The following is a 17,796-nucleotide window of genomic DNA, read 5'->3' on the forward strand; positions in this document are numbered from 1 at the left end:
CAGTGTCACAGGCCCGGCACCGCGGAGGCGATGCCGGGCCTGTGTCGGACGATCGGGCTGCGATCAGGGTGCGATCAGGGGGTTACTTCAGCTTCGTACCGGTCGAACGCAGCGCCGCGCACGCCTCGGTGACGCGCTTGGCCATGCTCGCCTCGGCCAGCTTGCCCCAGGTGCGCGGGTCGTAGGTCTTCTTGGAGCCGACCTCGCCGTCGACCTTCAGCACACCGTCGTAGTTCTTGAACATGTGGTCCGCGACGGGGCGGGTGAAGGCGTACTGGGTGTCCGTGTCGAGGTTCATCTTCACGACGCCGTTCTCCAGCGCGGTGGCGATCTCCTCGGCCGTGGAGCCGGAGCCGCCGTGGAAGACGAAGTCGAACGGGTCGGCCTTGCCGAAGCGCTCGGCGACGCCCTGCTGGAGGTCCTTGAGCAGCTCGGGGCGGAGCACGACGTTGCCGGGCTTGTAGACGCCGTGGACGTTGCCGAACGAGGCGGCCAGCAGGTAGCGGCCCTTCTCGCCCAGGCCGAGCGCCTCGGCGGTGCGGATGGCGTCGTCGACGGTGGTGTACAGCTCGTCGTTGATCTCGTGGCTGACGCCGTCCTCCTCGCCACCGGTCGGGGTGATCTCGACCTCGAGGATGATCTTGGCGGCGGCGGCCTTCGCGAGCAGCTCCTGGCCGATGGCCAGGTTGTCGGCGAGGGTCTCGGCCGAACCGTCCCACATGTGCGACTGGAAGAGCGGGTTCTCACCCTTGGCGACACGCTCGGCGGAGATGTCGAGCAGCGGACGTACGTAGCCGTCCAGCTTGTCCTTCGGGCAGTGGTCGGTGTGCAGGGCGATGGTGACGTCGTACTTCGCGGCGACGATGTGCGCGAACTCGGCCAGGGCGACCGCGCCGGTCACCATGTCCTTGCTGTACTGGCCGCCCAGGAACTCCGCACCACCGGTCGAGATCTGGATGATGCCGTCGCTCTCTGCCTCCGCGAAACCACGCAGGGCGGCGTGCAGAGTCTGCGACGAGGTGACATTGATGGCCGGGTAGGCGAACTTGCCTGCCTTCGCCCGGTCGAGCATCTCGTTGTAGATCTCGGGGGTTGCGATGGGCATCTGTCCGCTCCTTGTGATCTGCGGTTGCGTTGCGTTGCTGATCCCTGACCTGGGGGCGACGTCATCGTCGCACCTATCTTTCCAGACTCCGCCGTGGGCTCCACCCCGCATGCCGCGAGGGGCGGACCGTTTCACGTGAAACAGTCCGCCCCTCGGAAAACCCGCAGGTCAAGCCAGGTCAAGCCCTATGCCGCTCAGGCCAGGCCCAGCTCGTCCAGCGCGTACGCGTACAGGTACGGCACCCCGGCCGTCTGGCTGATCTTCTCGGCCGCGCCGGTCGCCCGGTCCACGATCGTCGCCACGGCCACAACCTCTGCGCCGGCCTCGCGGACCGCCTCGACGGCGGTCAGCGGCGAGCCACCGGTGGTGGAGGTGTCCTCGACCACCAGGACACGGCGGCCCTTGATGTCCGGGCCCTCGACGCGGCGCTGCATGCCGTGCGCCTTGGCGGCCTTGCGTACGACGAAGGCGTCCAGCGTCCGGCCACGCCCGGCGGCGGCGTGCAGCATTGCCGTCGCGACCGGGTCGGCGCCCAGGGTGAGGCCGCCGACGGCGTCGAAGTCCATGTCGGCGGTCAGATCGAGCATGACCTGACCGACGAGCGGCGAGGCCACGCCGTCCAGGGTGATCCGGCGCAGGTCGACGTAGTAGTCGGCCTCCAGACCCGAGGAGAGGGTCACCTTGCCGTGCACCACGGCCTTGTCCTTGATCTGCTGAAGCAGATCGGCTCGTACGTCAGTCATGCCTTCGAGCTTAAGCGCCGCCGAGCCGCAGTCGCCGCCATGTCCAGGTGGTGGCGATCTCCAGCGGCTCGATGGGCGTGACCAGCTCAGGAGCGGTGGTGAGGCCGTTCGGCGGGCCCGACTGGGGCTCCACGCAGACGGCGGCCTCCTGCTCGTCGTACACGACGACCCAGGGGGCGCGGCTGGTCACTTTCAGCTCCAGCTGCCCGGGCCAGGTGAGGGTGACGTCCACCCCGTCCGGCATTCCGAAGCAGTCGTCCCAGGGGCCGGGCGTGGGCGCGATTCGGCGGCCGGTGGGCAGATGGTCCTCGCCCCGTTCCTCCTGCCACTCGGGCGTGAAGTCGATGCGTACGGCACGGTCACCGAGGGTGCGGTTGAACCACGGGTGCCAGCCGGCCTGGGCCTGGAAGGAATCGCCGTACGTCTCGACACCGAGCTGGAGCGTGAGCGCGTCCTCGGTCAGCCGGACGGTCTGGGTGACCCGGCCGGGATACGGCCAGGGCTCGGCGAGATCGTAGGTGAACACCGCCTCCGCCTTGTCGGCGAGGGCGATACGCCACGCGGTGTCGCGGCCGGTGCCGTGGATGGCGTGCGGCGGGGAGTTGAGCGGCAGCTGGTGCCATGTCGCCCCGCTGAGGAACCGGCCGTTCGCGATCCGTCCGCACCAGGGCACCATCGGGAAGCAGCCGTACCTCTCGCCCTGCCGCAGCAGTTCCGACCCGCCGATCCGCAGGCTCTCGATGCGGCATCCGTTGTCCGGACGCACCGTCAACTCGACGTCTCCGGCCGCGAGCCGGACGCTCTGTTCGCTACTGGTCACATCACCGACACTACTTGCACCACCTGCGCCCTACTTGCGGCGCCGCAGCGCGCGCCCGACCACCACCGCCGAGGCGAGGGCGAGCGCGGCGGCGGGGGCCAGCCACCGCAGCGTGGCGGTCGTCGACGCGGTCTCCGGCCCGGGCGTGGGCGCGTACCGGCCGCGCGGCGGGGCGTGGTCGACCTCCTCGGCGCTGCGCCCGATCATGGTGCGCCGGGCGTGCGCCGCCTCGACGCCCGGGTCGGGCAGCGTCCCGTCGGGCATGTCGGGCACCTCGAACTCGGCCTCGGCGAGCGGGTCCAGCGACGGCGGCGGTACGGGGGCGTCGAACACGGACCCCGCGCTCTCGGCGCCCTGGTCCACCCCGTCGTCGTCGACGTCCTGGTCGTCGGTGACGTCGTCGGGTGCCTCGGCCGTGGCGGAGGCGGTCGGCGCGGCCGAGGTCGCGGTCGTCGCCGCGAGCGACTCGGCGAAACGGTCCAGCAGGCGGTGGGCCGCCGAGACCGCCGCGTCGTCCGACAGCTCCGCCAGCCGGCCCTCCGCGCTCGTCGTTCCCGTGAAGCGCAGCGTCGTGCCACCGTCCACCGGGGACAGCCGTACCGTCAGCGCCAGCTTCGCCGAGCCGGTGCCGCGCACCTCCGCGCCCTCGCCCTCCACGGCATACGCACCGTCCTCCTGGGCGACGATGTGCAGGGCGCCCCGGTAGGTGATCGAATGCCCGCCGGCGCGCACCTTCAGGCGGCCCGAGAGGGGGCCGGCCGACGCGTCCGCGTCCTGCTGGAGTCCCGGTACGCACGGGGCGACCCGCGCGGGGTCCGCCAGCACGGCGCGGAGGGTCTCGACGTCAACCGGAACGAACACCTCATGCTCCATGGAGCCCGAGCCTACCCACGCCCGGCCCTCACGTCTGCCATGTGCGCAAGGCCAATGGGGTCACTCGCCGTACCTGGGGTGCACCAGCGTCGACGGCGGCAGGCCCGTGGGCCGCGCCCCCGCCGGACGGCGCACCCCCACCACCTCGCCCGGGTCCGGCGGCGCCCGGTGCCGCGCGGCGAGGAAGAAGCCCCAGTCGTACGGCGCCGCCGTGCCGTCCGTGGACCGGTCGGGGCCCGCGGCGAAGCCGGAGAGCCGCCCGGTCGCGCGGTAGGGCCGGGTCGTGAAGCCCGCCGACCGCAGCGTGGCGTCCACCGTCCAGTACGTGTGCGGCCTCGACGCCATCGGCCCCGCGTGGACCGCGAGCCGTCCGCCGTCGGCGAGGACCCGCGCGGCCAGGCCGTAGAACTCCGCCGAGTACAGCTTGGTGCTGGCCGTGATGCCCGGGTCCGGCAGGTCCGCGATCACCACGTCGTACGCCGTGCCCGTCGCTGCCGACTCCCGCAGCCGGGCGAACGCGTCCCCGTACACCACCCGCACCCTCGGGTCGCCGTACGCCTGCCCGTTCAGCCGGGCGAGCGCCCGGTCCGTCCGGGCGAGCCGCACGACGCCCGGGTCCAGCTCGACGACCGTCACCGACTCCACGCCGCCGTGCCGCAGCACCTCCCGCGCCGCCAGCCCGTCGCCCCCGCCCAGGATCAGCACGCGCGCGTGCGGCCCACGCATCACGGGGTGCACCAGCGCCCGGTGGTACCGGTGCTCGTCCCGGCCGCTCACCCGTAACCGCCCGTCCAGGAACAGCTCGGGCGGCTCCCCCGGCCCGCCCGTCAGCACCACCTCCTGGACGTCCGTCTGGACGGCGACCCGCACCCGCTCGCCGTACACCGCCCGCCGCGCCGCCCGCTCGAAGTCGTCCACCAGCACCGTCGCCGTCGCCAGCACGCCGAGCACCGCCACGTTGCCCACCACCACCAGCCACCGCGCCCGCGCGGTCAGGTCCCGCCCGAACAGCCACAGCACCAGCGCCCCGCCCGCCACCGCGTTGACCGCCCCGGTGAGCAGCGCACTGGTCAACTGCCCCAGCCACGGCAGCAGCAGGAACGGGAACGCCAGCCCGCCGACGAGCGCCCCCACGTAGTCGGCGGCGAACAGGTCCGCGACCGTCCCGCCCGCGTCCTGCTCGGCCCGCCGCGAGATGCGCTGGATCAGCGTCATCAGCAGCGGTATCTCCGCCCCGATGAGCACCCCGATGGCCAGCGAGAACGCCACCAGCGCGTACCGCGACTCGCCGATCCACGCGAACGTGGCGTACAGGACGAGGGCCGAGCAGCCGCCGACCAACGCCAGCGCGGCCTCCAGCAGCCCGAAGCCGACGGCCGCCCGGCAGCGCAACCGTTTCGCGAGGAGCGAGCCCACGCCCATCGCGAAGACCATCACGGACAGGACGACCGACGCCTGCTTGACGGAGTCCCCGATCAAGTACGAAGCGAGTGCGACCAGTTCCAGCTCGTACACCAATCCGCACGCCGCGCAGATGAAGACCGTGGCCAGCACCAGGAAGCGCCCCGCCCGCTGCCGCACGGAAGGCGGGGCCGGACCGCCGCCCGGTGCGGGCGGCACGGCGACGGAGACGTGCGGCGCTTCGATCACACACTTAACGCTACGTTACGATCCGATGGCTATTTGTCACCCACACGGGTGTAACTAGAGCGGTGCGTGCATACGGACGCCCACGCTGGTCCTGGTGACCACCAGCTGTCCCTCTTGCGGATAGGCGTGCCACGTGCGCCACCGCACCTGGCCCTCGTCCCGTTGCGCGAGCATGGCCGTGAAGGCGTGCGGCGAACCGGGGAACGTACCGGCGAGGCCGTTCGGGTGGTCCGCCACGAGCGCCAGCAGCTCCTGCGCGCGCCCCGCGAACGACCCCTTGGACAGGGTCTCGACGCGCGCGGCGAACTCGTACTCCCATGCCCCGATCCGCTTCGCCACAGCCAGCGGCAGCGGGGTGCTGCTCCCCGGCATGCAGGCGACGGTCTCCGAACAACGGCCCCGCTCCTCCTCCAGCAGCACCTGGTGCGAGGCGCCGAGGAGTCTGAGCTGGAGCGTGGCACCGGACAGTTCGAGGTCGAGCACGGCGAGGGCCGGGAGCGCCTCGCGTCCCAGCGCCCAGGCCAGGTCGGCGGCGCGCGTGTCGGTGTAGGAGGTCTTGAGCGTCGTGAGCATGGGTCGGCTCCGCAAACAGGGTTTGACGGGTGGACCGGGGGCGTCCCGGAAGACGTTCAGGGGGACTGGGGGATCTCCGTCTCGAAATCCACACACGAGGTCCGCGGGCTGGATGTTTTCGACAGCGAGGGAATCATGAACTGCGAGTGACTCACAGCGTTTTTACCCAACTTGACGTGGTTTCCATCCCCTGGGGGGCCTGCCGGTTCAACTGTTCAACAAGAACCGACCGAGTGGTTCCACAAAGTGCCAACACGAAGGCGCCCGGCTGTAGTTCACTGCCGGGCGCCTTCCCGTGGTCGCGGACCGGCTGCCCCGTGTCAGCTGCCTCCGCCACCACATCCACCGCCGCCGCCCCCGCCCCCGCCCCCGCCCCCGCAGGACGACGACCCTCCCCCGCAGGACGATCCGCCCCCGTCCCCGGACCACCAACCGCCGCCGGTGGAACCGCCGGAGCCCGAGCGCGAACGGCGCCGGCTCTTGCCACCGCCCGCCGCACCGACCGCGATGAGGAACCCCACCAGAACGACCAGTCCAGCGACAACCAGGCCTATCTCCATTCGGATCACCATCCCCCGTGTCGTACGTGAGAGGGGGATGCCCCCGCGCCCACCCCTCCCAATCCGAATTGAGGAAGTCCAGAGGTTCAGCTGCAGGACGATCCGCCGCCGCCTCCGCATGAGGAGCTGGAGCCGCCGCCGCACGACGACCAGCTGGAGCACGACGAGGAGGAGGAGGACGAGGAGTCCCCGGACCACCAGCTGTCACGCCGCTTCGGGGCCCCGCCTCCCAGCACGGCCCGTACGATCCCTATGACGACGAGAACCCCCACGAAGATGAACCACACCTCGAAGATCCCTGCGTCCACCATGGCCCCCACCTGCCTTTACTCCGGATGTTCCGTATGTGTGGCAGGGGGATCCCCCCGGTGATCACGCCTCAAAGCCCACTTGAGCAACTCCAGAGCTTCGCCCCAGGATGGCCGCCATGAAACGACCGCCGCTCAACCGCCGCCTCGCCGAGTTCGGAACGACGATCTTCGCGGAGATGTCGGCCCTCGCCGTCTCCACCGGCTCGGTCAACCTGGGCCAGGGGTTCCCCGACACCGACGGTCCCGACCGGATCGCCGAGGCGGCCGTCCGGGCCATCAGGGACGGCCGGGGCAACCAGTACCCACCCGGCCCCGGCGTCCCCGAGCTGCGTACCGCCGTCGCCGACCACCAGCGCGAGCGGTACGGACTGGCGTACGACCCCGACACGGAGGTCCTCGTCACGGCCGGCGCCACCGAGGCGATCGCCGCCGCCCTGCTCGGGCTGGTCGAGCCGGGCGACGAGGTGATCGCGCTGGAGCCGTACTACGACTCGTACGCCGCCTGCGTCGCCATGGCGGGCGGCACCCGCGTCCCGGTCACCCTGCGCCCGCGCGGCGGCCGGTTCGTCCTCGACCTGGACGAGCTGCGGGCCGCCGTCACCGACCGCACCCGCCTCATCCTGCTCAACACCCCGCACAACCCCACCGGCACCGTCCTCACCCGCGAGGAGCTGGCCGCCATCGCCGCGCTCGCCGTCGAGCGCGACCTGCTCGTCGTCACCGACGAGGTGTACGAGCACCTCGTCTTCGACGACGCCGGACACCTCCCCATCGCCACCTTCCCCGGCATGCGCGAGCGCACGGTCACCATTTCGAGTGCGGGGAAGACCTTCTCGTTCACGGGGTGGAAGGTCGGCTGGGTCACCGCCACGCCCGAGCTGATCACGGCTGTGCGCTCGGCGAAGCAGTACCTGACGTACGTCTCCGCCGGGCCCTTCCAGTACGCGATCGCCGAGGCGCTGCGCCTGCCGGACACGTACTTCGGCGAGCTGCGCGAGGACCTGCGGACCAAGCGGGACGTCCTCGCGGACGGGCTGGCGCAGGCGGGCTTCGAGGTGTTCCGGCCGCAGGGCACCTACTTCATCACCACCGACATCCGCCCGCTGGGCGAGCACGACGGCATCGCGTTCTGCCGCGCCCTGCCCGGGCGCTGCGGTGTCGTCGCCATCCCCCACGCGGTCTTCTACGACCACCGCGAGCAGGGGGCGCCGTTCGTGCGGTTCGCGTTCTGCAAGCGGACCGAGGTGCTCCAGGACGCGGTGAAGCGGCTCGGCACTCTTCAGCCCCTTTAGCCCCTGGAGGGCGCGCTGTCACGGCGACACGCGCGCGTGCGGCGGCCTGGCGGCGGGGACCACCCGGGCGGGCTGCCAGCACTCGCGCCGGGCGCGGGCGGCGCCCAAGGTCGGGGTGACCGCTCACGCGCGCACGGAGGTGCCCCCTGTCCGCCGAGACCTTCGACCACGTGACAGCCTCCCGCGCCCGCCCGGTGCCGCGCCCACTGGCGGCGTTGCACCGCGCGGCACCGGCGCTGGGCCTGTTCGCCGCCGCCCGGCTCACCGGGATGCTGGTGATGGCGCTGTGGGCGTGGCACACCGGCCGCTCGCCGCGCGCCCTGCTGGCCATGTCCTGGGACTCCGACTGGTACCTGGGGATCGCCGCGTACGGCTACGGCACAACCCTGTACTGGCCGGACGGCACCGTCCAGTCCGACCTGGCGTTCTTCCCGCTCTACCCGGCGCTCGTGCGGGCGGTGACGACCGTGCTGCCGCTGGAGGGCGGGACGGCGGGGCTGCTGGTGTCCTGGGCGGCGGCAGGGGCGGCCGCGTGGGGGATCTTCCTGCTCGGCGAGCGGCTGTACGGGCGGGGCGTGGCGACCACGCTGGTGCTGCTGTGGGGCCTGCTGCCGCACTCGATCGTGCTGTCCATGGCGTACACGGAACCGGTGCTGACGGCGTTCGCGGCCTGGTCGCTGTACGCCGTCCTCACCCGCCGCTGGCTGTGGGCGGGCGCGCTGGCGGCGCTGGCGGGGGCGGCCCGGCCGAACGGGATCGCGGTGGCGGCGGCGGTGGTGGTGACGGCCGCCTGCGCCCTGGCGCGCGACCGGGGCGACCGGCGGGCGTGGGTGGGTGCGGCGGTGGCGCCGGCCGGCTGGGTGGGCTACCTGCTGTGGGTGGGGGTGCGCAAGGGCGATCCGCTGGGCGGGTACTTCGCGGTGCAGGCGGGCTGGACGTCGCGGTTCGACTTCGGGGTGGGCACCTTCGGCTTCGTACGCACGGTGGTGACCAGGCCGATGGACCTCGGCTTCACCGTGGCGCTGGCGCTCACGGCCGTCGGGGTCGTGCTGTTCGCGCTGCTCGTGCTGGAGCGGCCGCCGCTGCCGCTGCTGGTGTACACGGCGGTGCTGGTGGTGATCGCGGTGGGCGGGTCGGGGTTCTTCGAGTCGAAGCCGCGCTTCCTGCTGCCGGCGTTCCCGCTGCTGCTGCCCCTCGCGTGCGCGCTGCGCAGAGCCCGGCCGAGGGCGGCGGCCGTGGTGGTCGCCGCCCTGGCCGGGCTGTCGTTCGGCTACGGGACGTATCTGCTGGCGCTCGCCCCGATGGCGCTGTGAGGCTCAGGCCTCTTCGTCGCCCTCGGACGGCTCCAGGCCGAACTGCTCCACGAGCCACTTGTCGAACTCGATCGACGCGCGCACCCAGCTGACCGTCGACTGCACGAAGTGCTCCAGGCTGACGCCGGTGCCGATGAGCATCTGCGCCTCACCGATGAGCCGCACGGTCGCGCCGCCCTGCTCGTCCTCGTGGAGGTGCGTGTAGACCTTGGGCCACAGGGTGCGGCGGTTCCAGTCGTCGATCGTCTCCAGGATCTGCGCGCGGTTCTCGACCGGGTGCGGGCGGTCGTAGAAGGTCCGCACCGAGAAGACCTGCTGCTCGTCCTCGCCACGGAACATGAAGTACGTGCGGAACTCCTCCCACGGCGCCGCGAGGTCACCCTCGTCGTCGACGACGTACTTGAGCTCCATCTGCTCCAGGAGCTGCTTGACGAGGTCCTGGTCCGGGACGACGGGGCCCGCCGGTCCTGCGGCCTGCTGGGGCTCGGGCTGCCCACCGAAGTTCGGAATGGAGGCCGGGTCGATGCTCACCGTGAATTTCCCTTCGTACGATTCCTGCCATCCTCTCCCATGCCGGGCGGGAGGTGGCAAGCGGCGCTCAGAAAAGCCCGAGCTTGAGCATCAGGGCCCGGTCGAGATCCATGAGCTCGTGGGCTTCCAGGGCGCCCTTGAAAGCGCCGAAGCGGACGGCCGGATCGACGGAGTAGATCTGATCGGTCAGGATCCGCGTCACCTGCCCGTCGAACTCGATCTCCGGCCGGTAGACGGTCGGCACAGCGCTGGCCGAGGTCATGGCGATCGTCACCAGCGAGGTCGCGAACTGATCGGACTGGATCACTACGGCATAGCGGTTGCCCTGCTGCTCATGCCCGCGTGCGCCGGGCGTCGCCTTGATCTCGTGGATCGCCCCCCGGAAGATCATTCAGCGACGCCCATGAAGCGCTGGATCGCGAGCATCTCCGCCTGGTCGACAGGGTCGGCCTCCGCGCGGGCCGCGTCTGCCTTCGCCTGCTCGATCAGTTTCTCCTTGTACGTACGCAGCAGCGCGTACCGCACGGCCTCGGTGCGCGAGCCGTACTCCTCGGCCAGTGTCCTTATGGCTGTCTCCATGGCCTCGTCCGTGCGGACGTTGAGAGTTCCCATGGAGACAGCGTATCGCAAAACGTATTACACAGCCTTGTCGGTCACCGCCCCCACGACCAGCCCGTCCCCGACCCGCTCCACGCGCACGGTGTCGCCGTCCGTGACCTCGCCCGCGAGGATCTCCTTGGCGAGGCGGTCGCCGATGGCCGTCTGGACCAGGCGGCGCAGCGGGCGGGCGCCGTACGCCGGGTCGAAGCCCTCGACGGCGAGCCATTCCAGGGCCTCCGGGGTGACGTCCAGGGTGAGCCGGCGCTCGGCGAGGCGGGCGGCGAGGCGGTCGATCTGGAGCCGGGCGATGTGGGCGAGCTGGTCCCGGTCGAGGGCCGAGAAGACGACGATGTCGTCGAGGCGGTTGAGGAACTCCGGCTTGAAGGAGGCCCGCACCGACTCCAGCACCCGCTCCTTCTTCTGCTCCTCCGGGGTCACCGGGTCCATCAGGCTGTGCTGACTCAAGAACTGGCTGCCCAGGTTGGAGGTCAGGATGAGGATGGTGTTGCGGAAGTCGACCGTACGGCCCTGACCGTCGGTCAGGCGGCCGTCGTCCAGCACCTGGAGCAGGATGTCGAAGACCTCCGGGTGGGCCTTCTCCACCTCGTCCAGCAGCACCACGCTGTACGGGCGGCGGCGCACCGCCTCCGTCAGCTGGCCGCCCTCCTCGTACCCGACGTAGCCGGGAGGCGCGCCGACGAGCCGGGCGACGCTGTGCTTCTCGCCGTACTCGCTCATGTCGATGCGGACCATGGCCCGCTCGTCGTCGAAGAGGAAGTCCGCCAGGGCCTTGGCCAGCTCGGTCTTGCCGACACCGGTCGGGCCGAGGAAGAGGAACGAGCCGGTGGGCCGGTCCGGGTCGGAGATCCCGGCGCGGGTGCGGCGCACGGCGTCCGACACCGCCCGTACGGCCTCGGTCTGGCCGATCAGGCGGCGGCCGATCTCGTCCTCCATCCGCAGCAGCTTCTGCGTCTCGCCCTCCAGCAGCCGCCCGGCCGGGATGCCGGTCCAGGAGCCGACGACGTCGGCGATGTCGTCCGCGCCGACCTCGTCCTTGACCATGCTGCTTTTCATGTCACCACTCTTGGCGGCCTCCTGCTCGGCCTCGCTGGCCGCCTCCAGCTCCCGCTCCACGGCCGGGATCTCGCCGTACAGCAGCTTGGAGGCGGTGTCGAAGTCGCCGTCGCGCTGGGCGCGCTCGGCCTGGCCACGCAGGTCGTCGAGCTGCTCCTTGAGCTCACCGACGCGGTTGAGGCCCTGCTTCTCCTTCTCCCAGCGTGCGGTCAGGCCGCGCAGCTCCTCCTCCTTGTCGGCGAGGTCGCGGCGCAGCTTCTCCAGGCGCTGTACGGAGGCGGGGTCGGACTCGTTCTTCAGCGCCAGCTCCTCCATGCGGAGGCGGTCGACGGCGCGCTGGAGTTCGTCGATCTCGACCGGCGAGGAGTCGATCTCCATACGCAGCCGGGACGCGGCCTCGTCGACGAGGTCGATGGCCTTGTCGGGCAGGAAGCGGGAGGTGATGTACCGGTCCGAGAGCGTGGCGGCGGCCACGAGCGCGGAGTCGGCGATCTGGACCTTGTGGTGGGCCTCGTACCGGCCCTTGAGGCCGCGGAGGATCGCGATGGTGTCCTCCACGCTCGGCTCGGCCACCAGGACCTGCTGGAAGCGGCGCTCCAGGGCGGGGTCCTTCTCGATGCGCTCGCGGTACTCGTCGAGGGTCGTCGCGCCGACCATGCGCAGCTCGCCGCGGGCGAGCATCGGCTTGAGCATGTTGCCGGCGTCCATGGCGGAGTCGCCGCCGGCGCCCGCGCCGACGACCGTGTGCAGCTCGTCGATGAACGTGACGATCTGGCCGTCGCTGGCCTTGATCTCGGACAGGACGGTCTTCAGCCGCTCCTCGAACTCGCCCCGGTACTTGGCGCCCGCGACCATCGCGCCGAGGTCGAGCGCGACCAGACGCTTGTTCTTCAGGCTCTCCGGGACGTCGCCCTTGACGATGCGCTGGGCGAGGCCCTCGACGACGGCGGTCTTGCCGACGCCGGGCTCGCCGATGAGCACCGGGTTGTTCTTGGTCCGGCGGGACAGCACCTGTACGACGCGGCGGATCTCCTGGTCCCGGCCGATGACCGGGTCCAGCTTGCCCTCGCGGGCGGCGGCCGTGAAGTCCGTGCCGAACTTCTCCAGCGCCTTGTACTGGCCCTCCGGGTCCGGTGTGGTCACGCGGCGCCCTCCCCTCGCCTTCTCGAACGCTTCCAGCAGCTTCTTCGCACTCGCGCCCTGCCGCTCCAGCACCTCGCCGGCCCGGCCGCCCTTGGCGGCGATGCCGATGAGCAGGTGCTCGGTCGACAGGTACTCGTCGCCCAGCCCCTTGGCGCGCTGCGAGGCGTCGGCGATCACGGCGAGCATCTCGCGGTTGGGCTGCGGCGGGGCGACGGTGGAGCCGGTGACGCTGGGCTGCGCGGCGAGCACCTGCTCGGCCCCGGACCGTACGGCGGCCTGGTCGGCCTCGACGGCGGCGAGCAGGTCGGTGATGTTCTCGTTGTCCTGGCCCGCGAGCAGCGCGAGCAGCAGGTGCGCGGGGGTCAGGTCCGGGTGTCCTTCGGACAAGGCGCGGCTGGTCGCGGCATTCAGCGCATCCCGGCTCTTGTTGGTCAGCTCGGCGTCCACGGGCGGTCTCTCCTCCTCGTTGCTGCGGGGTCCCACTACTATGACTCGTCCAACGTCTGCAAAGTTGAGTCTATTCCACTCAAGGTGGTTGGCGACACCCGTCGCCGGTAGGTTCGCGGGCATGGCCATCGACCCCCGTAACCCCGGCGACTCGTATCTCGGCTTCTGGCGCGAGTACCACATGTGCACCCTGACCACGCCCCGTCCGGACGGCACCCCGCACGTGGTGGCGGTGGGCGTGACGTACGACCCCGAGGGCGGCGAGAAGGGCATCGCCCGGGTGATCACCAACAAGCACAGCCACAAGGTCGCCAACGTCCTGGCGGCGGGCCCCGAGGGCGCGCGGGTGGCGGTGTGCCAGGTCGACAAGGGGCGCTGGGCGACGCTGGAGGGCGTCGCGACGGTCCGTACGGAGCCGGAGGCCGTCGCGGACGCGGTCGAGCGCTACGCGGCCCGCTACGGCCGCACGCCGACGCCGAACCCGGACCGGGTCGTCATCGAGATCGCCCTGACGCGGGCGATGGGGCGGGCGTAGCGCCCGAGCCGGGCGGACAGAGCATCGCTGCGCGCGCACAGCGCGTGTACGCACAGCACGTGTACGCACAGCGCGTGTACGCACAGCGCGTGTACGCACAGCACGTGCACGCACAGCACGTGCACGCACAGCACGTGCACGCACAGCACGTGTACGCACAGCACAGCGGCGCCATCGTGTTCAGGTCCACGATGGCGCCGCTGTGTGGGGGAAGCACCTGGGCGATTTACAACGACGGGGGAATCGCTCAGGCGCTGCGGGGGGTGGCGGTGGTGGTCTCCGGCTCGACCAGCTGGTGGTCACGCTGGTCGAGGTTGACGAAAATCATGCCGTACCGGATGGCACATCGGACGGGCTGCGGAGCTCCGCGGGGCCGCCGAAGGCATCGGTAGGCTCGGATGTCCTCGTCGTCTCCGCGCGTGATGACGATCGGCTCCCCGAAGAGGGTGACCATCAACGAATCGCCACTGTGCGGCACAGCTGTGACGAGGTCGATGAAATGCCACCCGGACCGGTAAGCAGATGCCATCTCGCGCCGGAAGCGCGAGTCGTCGGGAACGTTCATGCGCCGACGCGGGTCCAGCTGGGGTCATTCTCCGCCAGGCCCGACCCGGCGGGCGCGGCGGTCCAACTTGGGTCCTGTGCGACGGCCGTACCCGACCTGACGGGTACGGCGGTCCACGAGGGGTCGTTCACGACCAGGCCCGACGTGGCGGGCGCGGCGGTCCAGCCGGGGTCCTGCGTGGTGGTTCCGGTGCCGGGAGCCGCCTGCGAGTCCTGACCCTCGGCCGCCCCCAGAACCCCTACCGCGCCGACAGCGATGAACGCACTGGCAACCACTGCGCGTATGAGTCTCTTCGTCATCACCGAGCAACCTCACTTGAAGGCAACGTCTCTTTCCAACCCCCGCGGCTACGACGATTGCTCACTCTCCACGCTTCCACCACCTACGACAGGCATCATGTTCCTGAGATGCAGGAGCCTGGGGGTGTACAGATGAGCGCAAAACCGGACGAGCCTGGCCACCCCCATTCCCACGCGGAGTTGTGCGAGGCGGGTTCGGAGCTCTACGCCAACGCCTTGCGCAGCGGACGAATACCCCGGTCAGAGGCGGATGAGGTGCCGTGCCTCCTCGACCTGGCGCTCCTGCACCCCGACCCGGACGACGCCCAGTGGCTCCGTCCCGTCCCGCCCTCCTCGGCCCTGGCGCAGCTGCTCCAGCCCATCGAGCGCGAGATCCTGGAGCGTAGACGTCTCACCGTCGAACTGTCCGACGCGTTCGAGCCATTCATGGCGATCAGCGCCCAGAACGCGCCCACCACGCACGCCATCACCGTGCTGGAGGGCCTGAGCCGGATCAACGCGACGCTGGACCGCGTCGTCGCCGGCTGCGAGAAGGAGCTGCTGACCGTCCAGCCGGGCGGCGGACGCCCCGCCCACGGGCTGAGCGAGGCGCTGCGCCGCGTACGGCCGCTGCTCGGCCGGGGCATCCGGATGCGCACGCTCTACCAGCACACGGCCCGGCACACCGAGTTGACGCTGACGTACCTGGAACACGTGGGACCCGAGGTGCAGGTGCGCACCCTGGAGCAGATCATCGACCGGCTGATCATCGTCGACCGCGAAGTCGCCTTCGTACCGGCGCGCAGTGACCGTCAAGTGGCCCTGGAACTGCGCCACCCCGGTCTGGTCGCCTACCTCGCGGGGGTCTTCGACCAGTTCTGGCAGCTGGCCGTGCCGATCAACGAGGAGATCCCGTACGACCTGAAGTCGGACGGCATCAGCGGCGTCCAGCGCTCCATCGCCAAGCTCCTCGTCGAGGGCCATGTCGACGAGGCGATCGCCCGCCGCCTCGGCATGAACGTACGGACCTGCCGCGCCCACATCGCCAAGCTGGCGTCCGTCCTCGGCAGCGGCAGCCGCGCGCAACTGGGGTACCTGATCGCCCAGTCCGGCATCCTGGAGCAGGACCACTGACCATGCGCGACCACGTCCCCACCACGCCTTCCGTCAGTCTGCGGTCCGGTGCCGGCACGCTCGACGTCAGGGGCCCGGGCCTCCCGCACGTACGGCTCGTCCGCGCGCCCGGCACGGAGCCCGACCCGCACATCCCGATCGGCACCCGCGACCCGGCCCTGCTGACGCTCACCGTCGACGGGCGGCCGGCCAGGATCTCGCCCGCCAAGGGGCGGCTGTCACGCCGCTCCTACCGCGTCGACGCCCGCGTGGGTGACGCCCGTTACCGGCTCGTGCCGTGCGGGGGCGAGGAGAGCCGGCTGCTGCGCGACGGCCGACGGCTCGGCGAGCTGGAGTCCTCCGGCAACGGCCGCGTCACCGCCGACTGGGACGGGGACGCCAAGGTACTGGCCCAGGACGTCGCGGTGGGCACCGCCCTGGCGGCGGCCTTCGGGACGGGCGCCCGGCCGCTGTGGGAAACCACCCTGGACGCCGTGACCGAGCTGATCCCCTAGGTCCGGTCGTACGGCGCCCAGGGCGTGACCTCGACCGCGCCCGTACGGACGGAAGGCCCCTTCCGCCGGAACGGAAGGGGCCTCACCACGTGTGTCACTCGCCGCGCTTGGGCGGACGCCACACCACCAGCGCGCTCGCCTGCTGCACGTCCTGGTACGGCACCAGGTCGCGCCGGTACGAGGCGTGCACCTGGGCCTCGCGCTGCCGCATCGCCGCCGACGCGCCCTCGACCGCCGCCGTCAGCTCGGCGACCCGGGCCTGGAGGGCGGCGACCTGGTTCTCCAGCTCGATGATCCGCTTGATGCCCGCCAGGTTGATGCCCTCGTCCTGCGACAACTGCTGCACCTGCCGCAGCAGTTCGATGTCGCGGGCCGAGTAGCGCCGGCCCCGCCCGGCCGTACGGTCCGGCGAGACCAGGCCCAGCCGGTCGTACTGGCGCAGGGTCTGCGGGTGCAGCCCGCTGAGCTGGGCCGCCACCGAGATGACGTACACCGGTGTCTCGTCGGTCAGCTCGTACGGATTACGACGGCGTCCGTCCATCTCAAGCCCCCTTCGCGGCCTGGAACAGCTCGGCCCGCGGGTCCTCACCCGCCGTGGCCTCCCGGTACGTTTCGAGCGCCTCGCGCGCCTTGTCGCTCAGGTCCTTGGGCACGGCCACCTCGACCGTGACGAGCAGGTCCCCGCGCGTGCCGTCCTTGCGGACCGCGCCCTTGCCACGGGCGCGCATGGTGCGGCCGTTGGGCGTGCCGGCCGGGATCTTCAGCGTGACCGGAGGCCCGCCGAGGGTCGGCACCCTGATCTCGCCGCCGAGGGCCGCCTCGTCGAACGTGACGGGCACCGTGACGGTCAGGTTGTCGCCCTTGCGGCCGAAGACCGGGTGGGCGTCGACGTGCACGACCACGTACAGGTCGCCGGCCGGGCCGCCCCGCTCGCCGGGCGCGCCCTTGCCGCGCAGCCGGATGCGCTGCCCGTCGGAGACGCCCGCGGGGATGCGGACCTGCATGGTGCGGGACGACTTGGCGCGGCCGCTACCGTGGCAGACGTCGCACGGGTCCTGGGCGATGAGCCCGCGGCCCTTGCAGTCCACGCACGGGTCGGTCAGCGAGAAGGAGCCGCTGCCGCCGCGCGAGACCTGGCCGGTGCCGACACAGGTCGGGCACACCCGGGGCGTGCCGTTCTTGTCGCCGGTGCCCGAACAGGCCTTGCAGGGCTGCTGGCTGGACATCCGCAGCGGGACCGTGGCCCCGTCCACCGCCTCGGTGAAGCTGAGCGTCACCTCGGACTCGATGTCCTGGCCCCGGCGCGGCTGGGTGCGGGTGCCCGCGCCGCCCCGGTTGAACAGGCCGCCGAACACGTCCCCGAGGCCCCCGCCGAAGCCACCGGCACCACCGGCACCACCGGCTCCGCCCTGGGCGCCGCCGAAGAGGTCGCCCAGGTCGAAGTTGAACGTGCCGCCGGCTCCGCCGCCGGGACCGGCGCGGAAGCCACCGTTGCCGAACAGGGCGCGGGCGTCGTCGTACTCCTTGCGCTTCTTGGGGTCGCCGAGGATGTCGTTCGCCTCGGAGATCTCCTTGAAGCGCGCCTCCGCGCCCGCGTCGCCCTTGTTGGCGTCCGGGTGGAACTCGCGGGCGAGCTTCCGGTACGCCTTCTTGATCTCGGCCTCGGTGGCGTCCTTGGGGACGCCGAGAACCTTGTAGTAGTCCTTCTCCACGAAGTCCTTCGTGCTCATCGACGTCCCTCCTCCCGATGACCGG

At 71.3% G+C, this 17,796-nt stretch carries 19 protein-coding genes; 5 read left to right on the top strand and 14 right to left on the bottom strand.

Translation table 11 applies throughout. The features are described from left to right. Positions 1-82: 82 nt before the first annotated feature. From fbaA to BKD26_RS15295, 7 genes are all read right to left on the bottom strand, one after another. Positions 83-1,216: a class II fructose-bisphosphate aldolase gene (gene fbaA, locus BKD26_RS15260; RefSeq protein WP_277622384.1), complete on the bottom strand. Its 1,134-nt coding sequence runs from the start codon at positions 1,214-1,216 to the stop codon at positions 83-85. An 83-nt stretch (positions 1,217-1,299) separates the two neighbouring features. Next, positions 1,300-1,848, bottom strand: coding sequence for an orotate phosphoribosyltransferase (pyrE, locus tag BKD26_RS15265; RefSeq protein ID WP_084898359.1), 549 nt, complete (start codon positions 1,846-1,848; stop codon positions 1,300-1,302). 10 nt (positions 1,849-1,858) lie between these two features. Then, complete coding sequence (locus BKD26_RS15270; RefSeq protein WP_084898360.1) at positions 1,859-2,668, bottom strand: aldose epimerase; 810 nt, start codon at positions 2,666-2,668, stop codon at positions 1,859-1,861. Positions 2,669-2,698: 30 nt separating this feature from the next. Beyond that, complete coding sequence (locus BKD26_RS15275) at positions 2,699-3,541, bottom strand: SRPBCC domain-containing protein (RefSeq protein WP_084898361.1); 843 nt, start codon at positions 3,539-3,541, stop codon at positions 2,699-2,701. A gap of 60 nt (positions 3,542-3,601) precedes the next feature. After that, on the bottom strand, positions 3,602-5,161 hold the full coding sequence (locus BKD26_RS15280; protein WP_241518682.1) for a polyamine aminopropyltransferase: 1,560 nt from the start codon (positions 5,159-5,161) through the stop codon (positions 3,602-3,604). Positions 5,162-5,245: 84 nt separating this feature from the next. Continuing rightward, a complete protein-coding gene (locus tag BKD26_RS15285) occupies positions 5,246-5,764 on the bottom strand; it encodes a DUF2617 family protein (RefSeq protein ID WP_084898363.1) in 519 nt (172 codons plus the stop codon). Between the two features lie 646 nt (positions 5,765-6,410). Further along, positions 6,411-6,635, bottom strand: a complete 225-nt coding sequence (locus BKD26_RS15295; protein WP_084898514.1) for a hypothetical protein — start codon at positions 6,633-6,635, stop codon at positions 6,411-6,413. A gap of 107 nt (positions 6,636-6,742) precedes the next feature. Between BKD26_RS15295 and BKD26_RS15300 the strand changes: the two genes are divergently transcribed. After that, a complete protein-coding gene (locus tag BKD26_RS15300) occupies positions 6,743-7,927 on the top strand; it encodes a pyridoxal phosphate-dependent aminotransferase (protein WP_084898364.1) in 1,185 nt (394 codons plus the stop codon). A 194-nt stretch (positions 7,928-8,121) separates the two neighbouring features. Further along, entirely contained in the window at positions 8,122-9,240 is a 1,119-nt protein-coding gene (locus tag BKD26_RS15305; protein WP_084898515.1) for a hypothetical protein, read from the top strand. 3 nt (positions 9,241-9,243) lie between these two features. On the opposite strand, the gene BKD26_RS15310 is transcribed toward BKD26_RS15305, so the two are convergent. The 4 genes from BKD26_RS15310 to clpB form a co-directional block, all read right to left on the bottom strand. After that, a complete protein-coding gene (locus tag BKD26_RS15310) occupies positions 9,244-9,771 on the bottom strand; it encodes a YbjN domain-containing protein (protein ID WP_084898365.1) in 528 nt (175 codons plus the stop codon). A 67-nt stretch (positions 9,772-9,838) separates the two neighbouring features. After that, positions 9,839-10,162, bottom strand: a complete 324-nt coding sequence (locus BKD26_RS15315) for a type II toxin-antitoxin system PemK/MazF family toxin (RefSeq protein WP_084898366.1) — start codon at positions 10,160-10,162, stop codon at positions 9,839-9,841. Further along, positions 10,159-10,383: a hypothetical protein gene (locus tag BKD26_RS15320; RefSeq protein WP_206603686.1), complete on the bottom strand. Its 225-nt coding sequence runs from the start codon at positions 10,381-10,383 to the stop codon at positions 10,159-10,161. Before BKD26_RS15320 ends, BKD26_RS15315 begins: the two co-directional genes overlap by 4 nt. Positions 10,384-10,407: 24 nt before the next feature. After that, on the bottom strand, positions 10,408-13,035 hold the full coding sequence (gene clpB / locus BKD26_RS15325) for an ATP-dependent chaperone ClpB (RefSeq protein ID WP_084898367.1): 2,628 nt from the start codon (positions 13,033-13,035) through the stop codon (positions 10,408-10,410). Between the two features lie 121 nt (positions 13,036-13,156). Here clpB and BKD26_RS15330 point away from each other — a divergent pair, with 121 nt between their 5' ends. After that, entirely contained in the window at positions 13,157-13,570 is a 414-nt protein-coding gene (locus tag BKD26_RS15330) for a TIGR03618 family F420-dependent PPOX class oxidoreductase (protein ID WP_084898368.1), read from the top strand. Between the two features lie 247 nt (positions 13,571-13,817). On the opposite strand, the gene BKD26_RS15335 is transcribed toward BKD26_RS15330, so the two are convergent. After that, positions 13,818-14,135: a (2Fe-2S)-binding protein gene (locus BKD26_RS15335; RefSeq protein WP_073756807.1), complete on the bottom strand. Its 318-nt coding sequence runs from the start codon at positions 14,133-14,135 to the stop codon at positions 13,818-13,820. A gap of 431 nt (positions 14,136-14,566) precedes the next feature. Between BKD26_RS15335 and BKD26_RS15345 the strand changes: the two genes are divergently transcribed. Beyond that, complete coding sequence (locus BKD26_RS15345; protein WP_084898370.1) at positions 14,567-15,547, top strand: helix-turn-helix transcriptional regulator; 981 nt, start codon at positions 14,567-14,569, stop codon at positions 15,545-15,547. A gap of 2 nt (positions 15,548-15,549) precedes the next feature. Next, positions 15,550-16,041, top strand: coding sequence for a hypothetical protein (locus BKD26_RS15350; protein ID WP_084898371.1), 492 nt, complete (start codon positions 15,550-15,552; stop codon positions 16,039-16,041). 94 nt (positions 16,042-16,135) lie between these two features. Here BKD26_RS15350 and BKD26_RS15355 read toward each other — a convergent pair whose 3' ends face one another. Both BKD26_RS15355 and dnaJ read right to left on the bottom strand, forming a co-directional pair. Further along, positions 16,136-16,582 (bottom strand): helix-turn-helix domain-containing protein, encoded by a 447-nt coding sequence (locus BKD26_RS15355; RefSeq protein WP_084898372.1) that lies wholly within the window; start codon positions 16,580-16,582, stop codon positions 16,136-16,138. Between the two features lies 1 nt (position 16,583). Further along, positions 16,584-17,771 carry a molecular chaperone DnaJ gene (gene dnaJ, locus BKD26_RS15360; protein WP_084898373.1) on the bottom strand — a complete coding sequence of 396 codons (1,188 nt, stop codon included), beginning with the start codon at positions 17,769-17,771 and terminating at the stop codon, positions 16,584-16,586. Between the last annotated feature and the right edge of the window lie 25 nt (positions 17,772-17,796).

The sequence above is a fragment of the Streptomyces sp. CB03238 genome (assembly GCF_002099185.1).
Classification (GTDB): Bacteria; Actinomycetota; Actinomycetes; order Streptomycetales; family Streptomycetaceae; genus Streptomyces.